Below are 10,937 nucleotides of genomic sequence, written 5' to 3' on the forward strand. Positions count from 1 at the left end.
GCTGGTGGGGCCGCCTCCATTACGCAACCCTTTGAGTTCTCAAGGGTTTCTTGCTCAAAAATCTCGAAGTGTGACAGCGTTTAGGTACACCTAGGTGGTGCACTGTGCTTGGCATTCTATCATCGAATTTCTTGTCTCCAAGCCCCTCCGTTCGTGAGGTCGGAATGCATTCGCAGTCATTTCCTTCAGATTCTAAAGAGCCTTCCTTGGGTGGTCCTGATTTCAACCATACTTAGCTTTTGGCTCGATGGTGCTGCCTATGACTTGGGAAGATGCCTTCAAAATTTTCTCTGCCGGCCTCCTGTCAATCGGAGGTGGTGGCGTAGTAGTGCTGGGTCTGTCCACTTGGTTCGGGAGAATTTGGGCCGAAAAAATGTTGGCCAAACAGACACATCTACTTGCTGCTCAGCTTGAGTCGACCAAGCGAGAGCTCGACGTTGTTATGCAGACCACCCTTCGCTTCCAAAACGACAAATTACTTACATATCGTGCAGCTATAGAAGTGGTCGCCCTACTGCTTGCCTCGCTTGACTCTCACGAAAGTGGGAGATTGGTGGCCAATGAAGCTGGGGCCCGCTTCGATGAGTTCAATGAGCAACGACTTAGGGTTTATGGGTATCTCGCAATGCTGGCACCTCAATCTGTTATGGACGCCCAAGATGATCTGATTGATCTCCTTCTACAAATTGCCAACGGAACTGTCAGCTACGAATGGGCAACGGTCCGTGTCAAAGCTCTTTGTCTTCTCAATGCTATCCGTGACGATGTTGGAATTGATAAAAGTCCAATAGTCTATAACGGCGTGCTCTGAGTCGCCTAGCCGCGCAATCAACAGATCACGTTAATACTCTGCTACTGTACCCAGCATTGGGTGGTATGCTTGATCTGTTGGCGTTTTGGTAAGTCTTTACGGAGTTGTGTATGGCGGTTACTAAAGGGCACGGTAATCCAAGCTGGACACGGGATGAGGTCATTCTCGCCTTGGAGCTTTACCAGAGTTGTTATGGTCAGATTCCGGGCCCGACTGACGATAGGGTTCGTAAATTATCAGAAGAGTTAAGATCATTCCCTCACCATGCACAGGCCGCTCGCCAGCCGTCCTTCAGAAATCCGGATGGTGTGGCGTTTAAGCTGCAAAATCTTCGTGCGGTTCATATTGGGGTTGGCCTTAACAATACTTCAAAGACTGACCGGGAGGTGTGGTCCGAATTTGGTAAAGAGCCTCAGCTCACAAGTGAATTGGCCGGTCTCATCCGCCATAGTTTAGAGGTTGTCGACCTTCTCCCCAACTTTGATGATGAAGAGGTGTTTGCAGAGGGTAAGGCCGCGACCATGGTGCACATTCGGCGTGAGCGTAGTGCAAAGCTACGAAAAGAATTGATCGCCAGTCGCCTAAAGGTCGGGGTGCTATCATGCGATCTCTGTAAAACTGATGGCTCTAACGTCGATCTGAAAATTAGGGAGTCAATGTTTGAATGTCATCATATCGTGCCTCTCAGTGTGACTGGTGAGATTAAAACTAAAGTCAAGGATGTGGCGCTGCTCTGTGCTAGCTGTCATCGTTTGCTGCATAGGGCTATGGTTGCTAGTAAGCGATGGCTTACTATTGAAGAGGCTAAGAAGAGCTTCTTTAGATGACGGACGAATTACTCCGCTGCGAAATAGTTGACGCACTACGGCATGCGTTTGGCTTCTTTGCTGGTGAAAATAATTTCAGATTCTTTTCTGAAGTGCTAAGCAAAGTGCGAGGTGGGTAATAGGAGTCGTTGTTGATTCAGAAATAAGTTGGGGTAGTGAGGCGTTAGCCCTTGACTTGAGTGGCAAGGGCGTGGCTGGCGCCTGAGTTGCGTTACGCTGTCTTCGCTCGTTGCATAGTAGATACTGCATAGCCGACAATCTCGGCAGTCTTACGGATGCTTTTACCAGCATCCAGACATTCTTTGATGCGGTTATGAAGTGCCTGATCGACGTGTCGGCCTTTATAAACATCTCTGGCTTTGGCATTCTCGATATCCTCAGCCTGACGACGGCGACGGTCTTCATAGTTCTTATGTGCAGCTATAAGCAGCATGACGAGAAACATGTTATTAAAAGCTCCCCCACTGAGCCTCGGTCGAGGTCAGTGAGGGGATGGAGATTAAAGTGTTGATATCTTTAACCAGAGTGCATCTTTGCTGAGACCTAATTGATCTCTGATTGCCCTCATTCGTGGCGTGTATTCACGCTTAGGGTTGTAGATAAAGACAGAGTTGTCCTTGCTTTTTTCGACGAAGCCATCGTTAACCAGTATTGCCAATATTTGATCAATGGTTTTTCGGTCGTACTGCTCACCGAATCCACCCTTGTACAAAGAGCTCTCCTTTCTTCCGCCGCCCCTTTGGAAGAAGATTTTTTGGATTATTGATAGGAATAGCTTTTGCGCTGGCGGCAGATTACTAGATTTTATTCTTGAAGCGTTGGACGCGCTCTGGGTTTCCTCAATGATTGTGCTGGTTACCCAGCTGGGCAAAGCATCTTTAGATGTAAGTCCCGTAGCCATTGCGGCATAAGATTTATGTATTTCTACTCTAGAATTCTCGTTGATTTTGCAAGAATCAAATGCAAGCGTGCCAAATAAACAATTTATAAATGTTACGTTTTGCAATTCGATATGGCCGAGGTGAAGGGTGCAGATTTCGGCATCCTGAACTCTAAGCCCTCCTAGGTCTAATTCCCCTTGATGCATAAGTGTCAATGCGGCCACCAGCTCTCCGACAGCTTGTCCGTTTACAGGGTTGGCTACACGGTGAATCATGGATAGTGCCTCTTTTTCGAGATCGTAGAGCTCTATCCATTGTGCGAGGAATAAAAGTCCAATTTGCTGGATTGACTGTCGCCAATGAAGGGAGAGTATATCGTAATTTTTGTTTGATATATCTTCGGCTAAGCTCTCGGCAAATAATAGCTGAACAATATATGGATCAACAAACTGACGGTCAGGTGATTCTGGCTCAATTCTCCCTAAAGTGCATAGACGGCTGAGCATGAGTTGCCCAGACTCATCAGGAACCATCCCGGTCGCAGCCTCATAAGCTTTATTGACATCTTTTGGGCTTAATCTGCCTAGTTCTCGATCGCCTGACCGTGTATAGCTGGCCAGATTAGTAAGTACTTCTCGAACCGAAGTTGGATCAATGGAAGAATGAATTTTCGCTTCCCTGACACACACTGTGTCAATGAACTGGCCCCAGAAACCAATTTCACCGGACGAGGCTGAGAGAATTCGATCAGCTTCCGATGCTTCGATTTCCGCAAGTATCTGGAACATCAGTGGCTTTCGAGGGAGCCATTGAGGAACGACAGAGCTCAATCCGATGTTTTTCAGATATTCTTTGGCTTGATCAACATTAAATTCAGTTGCGCACTTTATTAAAGTGTCTCCTTGAATTCGAGTGCTGATACCAAGGCTTTCGTACATTTCTTGATGGCTGTTAAAGTAATGTGGGCGACCTGTGATAAGAACGCCTGCAGGTGTAGCAGAAATGAGCTCTCTAATTCCTTGTAGTGCCGTTTTCCTGATGGATGCTCTTCGGTCCTGATTGGTGCCAAATGTTTGAGAGCCAACTTCATCAAAGCCATCAAGAATTAAAGTGATATGGCCAGATCGTAAAAGTTGCATCGTTCTGTCAACGGCTTCTGACATCCCTAGGCGTTGTAGGTGGCCGGCGATTATTTCAATTGCGGTAGTTGCACCCCAGTGCTCGCGTAGGTTAATTGATAGTAAGAAATTTCTTCCTGATTCAGTCGAGGTTGAAAAATACTCAAATACTTCCTTGGTGCACCTGCTCTTGCCTGTTCCATAATCGCCTAAGAGTATTATCTTGTCGCCGCGTTCGAGTTTTACACAGATATCTTTGATCTTGTATTTTTTTCTCTCACTTTCATCTGTATAGATGACGGGAATATAGTCGTGCTTGTCTGGCTCTCCGGTCGTCGGATTTATCGCGCTGCCAAATGCCACCGCCCTCCTGAGCGTACTATAGGATTGGTAGTCAAACGCTTCTTTAATAAAGTTTCTAATGGATGTTATAGATATCTTCGATGCCTTGGCGAGATCGATCATGCCGGGGCTTGGCTCTCGGCTCAATACTATGTAAGCCTTGGCGAGTACGCCTTCAATCATGAAATTTAATTTCACGGCAGCGATTTTCGCGATGTCGGTTCTAACTTTTTCTAAGTTAGATTCTTCCGTGATCTCAATTAAAACTATTTCTTCTTCCGAAATACGCAAAACTGCATCAAAGTTAACGCCATGTATTCTTTCGGGTATGGCTGGCCTTTTCCATATTATTGATGCCAGATTTCGCGTGTGCTCTTCGAGTTGCTTCCAGCTTTTCATCTAAACTTCCTATCAGATACCGCATTTTAATCTTGGCTGAATGTCAAGATGTTCGGCAAAAAGCATGCGGTATTGGTTACCGTGTGTCAGGTCCGAGTGATGCTGAAATGATATCATCGAGTTAGGTGATCGGCTACAGAGCAGGATTCAAAAGTCGTAAAGTGCCTTGCTTTGTGGGCATGCGTGTCAGAACCTCGGGCCTTAACCTATCCCGAGCGGCCTCCCTTGAGCATGCGTTTATGCGTGTGGAAAATTGATCTGATACCAGTTGAACAGAGCTACACCTATGCTCATGCAGCCCAATAAGAAAGGGGTGACATGATCGAAGAACCAAGGGGAGACAATCGCTCCTCTAGCAAAAACGTACCATTTGACGAGTCTTGCAACGAGACCGGAAGGCGTTGTGGTGAAGGCCTCACCGCCGTGCTGATGATGGTCGCTATTGCCCACGGTGTAGTGAATGTAAAAGGTATAGCGAATCTCGTTTCTCGTGTTGCTATCTAGCTTTCGAATCACGGTCAGCTTATCTGGCGGTTCTGCCCCGGGAGGCGGCTGTCTATCCGCGTAGGTCATTTTGCCTTTCGGATTGAAGCTCAGAAGGTTGACCTTACCTTCAACAGTGCCGGGCGTCCTAGTGATGAGCTTCATAGCATGGCTTCGCATCTGCTTCTTCTGTAGTCGCCTCATTACCGCGACAAGTGTTTTGTCGTACAGTTCGTGCATTGCAAGATCAAACCGAAAGCTACCCTCGGGGGTTCGCTGATATAGCCTCACCCATAGGTAGGTGTTGATCCCTGCCAGAACCATCCAAACGTTTTGCACATTTTCCTTGAGCTTGATCTCGTTCCCGAGCAGCTTGAAGGTCGAAAGGTCTGCACCGAAATACCACAGCAGAAGCACGACAGTGGAAAAGCCTATCAGGTAGCTTCTTGCTTTGTTGAAGTCTGGTGTATCCGTCTCTCCCACTTAACTTCCCCTCAACAATGCCCACGGGTCAGCATGGGCATATCACCTATACGTCAACCAGCGGGTTGGCCGAAATTTTGTGTAATTCTCTTGAGCACCGATTCGGGTGCGGTGAATGAAAGCTTACCATCCACAATTTTTACTTTCGTCTGAGCTAGCTCCTCTTCACTGAGGAAGCCTGCTAGCCTGTCTTGCGTGAGTTTTACAACTTCGACACCTAGATCGAGATTTCCTGTTCTACGGATGGGCATGGTTTCAACGCTCCGCGGTGAAGGAGCTACCACTGTACCATCATCCTATACCTGCATTTCTAGAGGGCGAATGTCAGAAAAACTACCCCCGTCGAAAATTTCCTGAGCGCTCTGAGAGTGATTTGAAAATCAGGCTGGCAAAATAATCTGGTGGATTGCCCGGGCTTCTTGGCAGGACGCGAGAGGAGGGGAATGAAAACTGTTTATTCTTGAAAATAACCTGTGATGCTCAGGCATCGTAGCTAGTAACAAAAACGCCGCACTACAGCCCCTGAGAGAGCCATAGCAAGGCGATTGAGTGGTTTGTATTGGTGGCTATAGGTTGATAGGTGAAGCTCCCTATTGCTGCTCTCTTCACGCTGCTGACTTGTTCCAATGACGCTTGATGGTGGCCAGGCTGATACCAAGCTTCTCAGCCGTTTGGCTTTGGCTCAGACCATCCGCTTTGCATTCCTGCACATCCTTGGTAGTACCCACCGCTTCGGGACGGCCCAGTTTCTTGCCTTCGTTTTTTGCACGGTTGATGCCTGCATGGGTGCGTTCGATCAGCAGGTCACGCTCAAACTCTGCCACAGCACTCAGCACCTGCATTGTCATCTTGCCTGCTGCACTGGTGAGGTCTACACCACCAAGGGCGATGCAGTGCACCTTGATGCCTGCGGAATCCAGCTTCTCTACAGTGGTGCGTACATCCATTGCGTTACGACCAAGACGGTCAAGCTTGGTGACGATCAACACATCACCTTTTTCCATTCGCTCTAGCAGCTTCTGGAAGCCCGGACGGTCGCTTGCTTGTGTGCTGCCGCTGATTGTCTCGGTTATGACACGGTGTGGCTCTACATGGAAACCTGCCCCCTTCACCTCAAGCAGTTGGTTGTCTGTAGTTTGATCGTTGGTGGAGACGCGGGCATAAACGAAGGTGCGGGACATTGGGCGTGCTCGGTAGGGTCACTTAGTGTGGTGTCATAATATCAGTGGTATCATAAAAAGAAAATCACATTTGTTGATACCTTATGAGCCCACTTACCGCTAGGGTCGTAAAACGTCCGTTTAATGAGCTAGCAGGTTTGCTCTATCTGCTTTAGAACCACGACCTTGTAAACCACCATCTGCTCCTGATGCCTTCTTTCCAGTCGCAACATTGTAAGGTCATGGATGACGTAGCGAATCACTCTGGCCGCATATCTGTAGAGCGTAGAGACTCGATGCCTGAGGCGATGGCTTCGGCATTGGTGTCGAGGGTGTGCATGATGCTCAATACATTGTCGTGCACGTTCGTTGATCCGCGTTGCTTGATCCAGAGAGACAGCTCCTCAAGGCCAGCACGTAGGGCAGTCTGGTTGAGGTGCAGTAGCTCCAGCGTATCAGCGGTGATTGAACTGCGGTCATCCATGATGAGTTGTCCTGTGTGGGTTGGTTTGGCTTACTGGCTTTTCGTGATCGCATTCTCAAGCTCTTGCACCAGCTCTGGGAGGCTGATTCCCAGCACCTTACATAAGTCTCGGAGCTGCACAATGTCTAGCCTACGTGTCCCGTTCTCCACATCACTCATAAAGGACTGAGGGCGATTCAGAGCCTTTGAGCAATCCACTTGGGTTAAGCCAGCTGCTTTTCTGTGCTTCCTGAGCAAGTTCAAGAGGGCGGTGTGTTCAGGTCGATAGATCGTTTTGGTCATGGTCGATAGCTAGGTGAGCGTAGCCATCCAACCTATATCCGGTTTTCAGATATCTGAATTTGGGATAAATTTCACCTTGGCCTTGATCTTGGCTATCAGAATATGGAGATGACCGTGAACGAAAAACTGTTCGTACTGACCAGTCGCAAGAAGAAGACAAACCACATCCTGCACCTGATCCTGACCGTTCTGACAGGAGGGCTTTGGTTGATCGTGTGGGGCATCACAATGCGAAGCAACGAGGGTCAGAACAAGAAGATCGATAGGGAAATCGACCAGATCATGCACTACAAGTCTCAGGGCTTGAGCGATGCTGCCACGCACCAGCAGATCAAGACAGACAAGCTGAATGCTGATGTGCTTCAAGGAAGGGTGATTTTCGTTGTGTTGGTGGTAGTGTTCCTGTACTTCTACCTACGGTAGATGCTGCGCACCTTCAGCGGAGCGTCAAAGCAAATTCCTTGATCAGCTCCGCTGGGCGTTTGCACCGAAAGCGGCAAGCTTTCAGCTGATTGCACTGTATATGACCGTAGGTCAGGATCGTGGACACCTAACGGTATAGAGGGGGTGAAACAACCAACCCCCCCCCCAAACCTACTAATCCGTACTATCTACAGCTGACGCTGTTCCTGTGCACAATATCTGATCCGCAGGATTGAGTTTTGCACGACCAGAGCATAGCTCTGGTAGCTGCTCGCATTCTTGTTGTCCAACCATGTTATTGGTTGGTTGGACTGGTACGATTGGCCGTTAGCGCCAGCTAACAATGATAACTATTTTCATTTTGGGTGACTTTGTTGTTTGTTGTCCCTGTGTACGACTCATTGCTTACGCAATAGGGGAAGGGGCTTTACGCCTGAGCCAACGCATACAGCTTAGACTTGACGGTCTAATGAGTGTTTATGAACGGTGCAAGAAATCCTTGTATATAATAGGACTTTTCTCAACCCCTTGTATTGCGTGGCTTACAGCAAGATTCTTGCGTAGTTTTTTTAAAAAAGTGATGTGAAACTACGCAAGGTCAACAACCAGCATTTCGGGTCAAGCGGCAAGTGCTGCTGTGGTAATGGTGTTGTCATCCCATCCTCTTCTATTCATGCTCGATGCCGATTGAGGGTGTAGAGTTGTCCAGTCACGATACCAATGCTTGATGTACTCATCCCGTTTGGCATCATCACCCCGGAAGATCAGCCGTGGATTTACTGTCAGCTTGATTTCACCTGTGCGGATACCACCGTTTCTCGAAGTGTTGACTCTGACCATGTTGCTACTGATCAACGTGCTCAGCTTCTTCATCAGGTTTGAGGCTGTCGTACCCAATGCCTTCGCCAAGTCGGCTTGAGGCATGATGACAATGTTTCGGTAGATCACCAGCCCGTGCAGTTTGCGGAGAGTGTGCATCATCGGGACAGTGATACGACAGTCCACGTCTGTTCGGCGCCATACACCATGGGCTTGGTCCTGAGCATCAGTCAGGGAATGCAGCGTATGCAGTGGCAACTTGCGTCGGTCTACGTGTGACAGGACCGCGTTCAGATCGTCAGCACTCAGGCACTTGCTGAGGGGTGGCTGGTAGTCAGGACGTTCGCTGAAAGCAGAAGGCTTGTCATCGTAGCCAAAGATTTCGCCGGTTGTTGGACTGATCAACAATCCGTCGACGTTAAAGAAAGAGGCAACGTAAGCCTTCCCCTTGCGTGCATTCGGTGCTTCCAATTCCGCTTGGGAAAGAAAGATGGCCGGGAGGACAGTGGCGGGGTGGGATTCGGTAGTGCTTGGGGAATTTGAGGCGAGCGGGTACATCATGGGATCGTTCTCCTTTTCAAGTTAATCGCATAGGCATTCCTCTCAGGTTGTGCCGGTTTGGTTTGGTAAATCGCAGGCGTTAAAAAGCCCCCTTGCAAGGCACCAATTCGGTGGTCGCGGTGGAGGCTTCTAAATTTTCTGTCTACCTACTGGGTAGGGGGAAAATCATACTCTTTAGCAGGCTCATCTGTCAACTAATAATACTTGACAGGACGGATTTCCCGAAAAACCAATTTCAGGGAGAGAAACGCCTTTTGCTTAGTTCAGACCTCCCTTTTGCCCCGTAATCATTGGGTTTTGCGTGAAAGGCGGCTGAATATCATCCCGCTGAAGGGAAGGTTTACCGAGGTTATTGGTGGGTTATTCGAGGTTATTTGATGTGCTTCATGGCCTCGACCATCGCCTTGATTGGCGTCCTGCTGCCGTAGATGCCAAAGGTCACGGAGCTATCTTCATGACCCACCATCCGCTTGATCAGTGAGTCTTGAACGCCAGCATCACGCAGGTCATCAATGAAGGTGTGGCGGAAGCTGTGGAAGGTTTTGCGGGGGTCGGTGATGCCGAGCTTCGTCTTGTAGCGACCAAACCATTTCGATGGGGCGTGGCCGAGCTTCCCTCGGACTGCTTCCAGCTCGGGGAACAGTCGATCAGCACCGCTCACCCTGACGGACTCAACATGCTGGAGCAGGCCAAGATCTATTAGGGTAGGGTGTAAAGGCAGCATCCGACGGCTGCTGGCGTTCTTCAGGTTCTGGCCTTCACGGCTGTCATCGATGCGGATGCACTGGATTCCCTGTTGCTCGATGAAGTCATCAACCCGCAATTGGCAAAGTTCTTCAAGTCGCGCCCCTGTAGCTCGCCCCATTAAAGGCAGCCAGTAACGCCACGGGTGCTTGCGTGCTTCCTTCCTTAGTGCCTCATGGTTCAGCAGTCCAGTCAGATCATGGCGGTCAAATGACAGGCGTGCTTCCTTTGCTGATCCCGTCATGACCTTCATCCCAGCCAAAGGGTTCCCAGCGACATACCCGTTCGCCTTGCACCAGTTCATAAAGGCCGTGAGCTTGCGTAGCCGGTTGTTCACCGTGACGGCAGTGATGGTCTTGTAAGTGCTGCCAGATTCCACAACCTGTTTCAGTGTCTTGCCCTTGAACTCGGGACGTAGGCCGAAGTACTGGGGGCAGCGACTGAGTCGTTCTTTAAGTAGGCGTGCTTGCTGAGCATCGAAGGCACTGGCTGGCATGTCCCCCAGCAACTCGAATAGATCCGCAAGGGCGCGTTCAACGTCATCGGTGCTGCCTTGCCGCCATGTGCCACCACGCTTTCCTTCTTCTATGTACAGCTTGGAGAGGGTGGCCAGTGTTGGGCCTTCATCTTTCGGCTTCTGTTTGGCTGCTGGAACTGTCCTTGGTGCGGTTGCAACGGCTGGCTGGGGTGCAGCTACTCGCCATTGCTCACACAACGCACGCAGCGTCTCAGGAGCGGTTAACGGGTGTTCGCTCAGGTGGCTGTTCACCTGCTGAGCTAGGGAAGAGGCGAGGAAGAGGGCTGCCTGACGCTCACGTACACGCAGGGAAATTCGAAGCGTGTGGCGGTTGGGGAATAGGTGCTTCGGCAAGCGAAGGTTGAGGTAGTAAACGGACTGGCGGCGGACGATGTAGGCCATGAGTGAACACCAGAGTGGACCAGTAAAGTGGACCAATTGAGTGGAACAATTCTGGTCACACCCCGAGCTCTGAGAGTCCGTGCTGCGTATCTGCACGAGTCGATGGTGAACTACCTCATCAGCCTGAAACCCTTGCTCCACAAGGCCCGCATTGATTACCGGGCATGCTTGCATGCCACATGGTCAGGCCCGGAAGGGAGC

The 10,937-nt window shown here is 49.6% G+C and carries 12 protein-coding genes; 3 read left to right on the forward strand and 9 right to left on the reverse strand.

What is annotated here, in order from left to right:
- The first annotated feature begins 259 nt into the window (after positions 1–259).
- Both M2S36_RS23475 and M2S36_RS23480 read left to right on the forward strand, forming a co-directional pair.
- A complete protein-coding gene (locus M2S36_RS23475; protein WP_085614495.1) occupies positions 260–811 on the forward strand; it encodes a hypothetical protein in 552 nt (183 codons plus the stop codon).
- 110 nt (positions 812–921) lie between these two features.
- Positions 922–1,638: an HNH endonuclease gene (locus M2S36_RS23480; protein ID WP_333957947.1), complete on the forward strand. Its 717-nt coding sequence runs from the start codon at positions 922–924 to the stop codon at positions 1,636–1,638.
- 211 nt (positions 1,639–1,849) lie between these two features.
- On the opposite strand, the gene M2S36_RS23485 is transcribed toward M2S36_RS23480, so the two are convergent.
- The 7 genes from M2S36_RS23485 to M2S36_RS23515 all read right to left on the reverse strand — a co-directional run bounded on the left by M2S36_RS23485 (position 1,850) and on the right by M2S36_RS23515 (position 7,270).
- Entirely contained in the window at positions 1,850–2,083 is a 234-nt protein-coding gene (locus tag M2S36_RS23485; protein WP_256575049.1) for a hypothetical protein, read from the reverse strand.
- A gap of 54 nt (positions 2,084–2,137) precedes the next feature.
- A complete protein-coding gene (locus tag M2S36_RS23490; RefSeq protein WP_333957948.1) occupies positions 2,138–4,378 on the reverse strand; it encodes an NACHT domain-containing protein in 2,241 nt (746 codons plus the stop codon).
- 237 nt (positions 4,379–4,615) lie between these two features.
- Complete coding sequence (locus M2S36_RS23495) at positions 4,616–5,344, reverse strand: hypothetical protein (protein ID WP_333957950.1); 729 nt, start codon at positions 5,342–5,344, stop codon at positions 4,616–4,618.
- Between the two features lie 53 nt (positions 5,345–5,397).
- Positions 5,398–5,595 carry a hypothetical protein gene (locus M2S36_RS23500; protein WP_333957951.1) on the reverse strand — a complete coding sequence of 66 codons (198 nt, stop codon included), beginning with the start codon at positions 5,593–5,595 and terminating at the stop codon, positions 5,398–5,400.
- 354 nt (positions 5,596–5,949) lie between these two features.
- Entirely contained in the window at positions 5,950–6,525 is a 576-nt protein-coding gene (locus tag M2S36_RS23505) for a recombinase family protein (RefSeq protein WP_085614490.1), read from the reverse strand.
- 238 nt (positions 6,526–6,763) lie between these two features.
- Positions 6,764–6,988 (reverse strand): hypothetical protein, encoded by a 225-nt coding sequence (locus tag M2S36_RS23510; RefSeq protein ID WP_333957952.1) that lies wholly within the window; start codon positions 6,986–6,988, stop codon positions 6,764–6,766.
- Between the two features lie 30 nt (positions 6,989–7,018).
- On the reverse strand, positions 7,019–7,270 hold the full coding sequence (locus tag M2S36_RS23515) for a helix-turn-helix domain-containing protein (protein ID WP_333957953.1): 252 nt from the start codon (positions 7,268–7,270) through the stop codon (positions 7,019–7,021).
- A 108-nt stretch (positions 7,271–7,378) separates the two neighbouring features.
- On the opposite strand from M2S36_RS23515, the gene M2S36_RS23520 reads away from it, so the two are divergent.
- The gene (locus M2S36_RS23520; protein WP_333957954.1) at positions 7,379–7,693 is read left to right on the forward strand and encodes a hypothetical protein; all 315 of its coding nucleotides are present in this window, start codon (positions 7,379–7,381) and stop codon (positions 7,691–7,693) included.
- A gap of 618 nt (positions 7,694–8,311) precedes the next feature.
- Here the strand turns inward: M2S36_RS23520 and M2S36_RS23525 are convergent.
- Positions 8,312–9,073: a hypothetical protein gene (locus tag M2S36_RS23525; RefSeq protein WP_333957955.1), complete on the reverse strand. Its 762-nt coding sequence runs from the start codon at positions 9,071–9,073 to the stop codon at positions 8,312–8,314.
- Positions 9,074–9,443: 370 nt separating this feature from the next.
- Positions 9,444–10,736 (reverse strand): site-specific integrase, encoded by a 1,293-nt coding sequence (locus tag M2S36_RS23530; RefSeq protein ID WP_333957957.1) that lies wholly within the window; start codon positions 10,734–10,736, stop codon positions 9,444–9,446.
- Positions 10,737–10,937 lie beyond the last annotated feature (201 nt).

The organism is Pseudomonas sp. SF2 (assembly GCF_036858055.1).
Taxonomy (GTDB): Bacteria; Pseudomonadota; Gammaproteobacteria; order Pseudomonadales; family Pseudomonadaceae; genus Aquipseudomonas.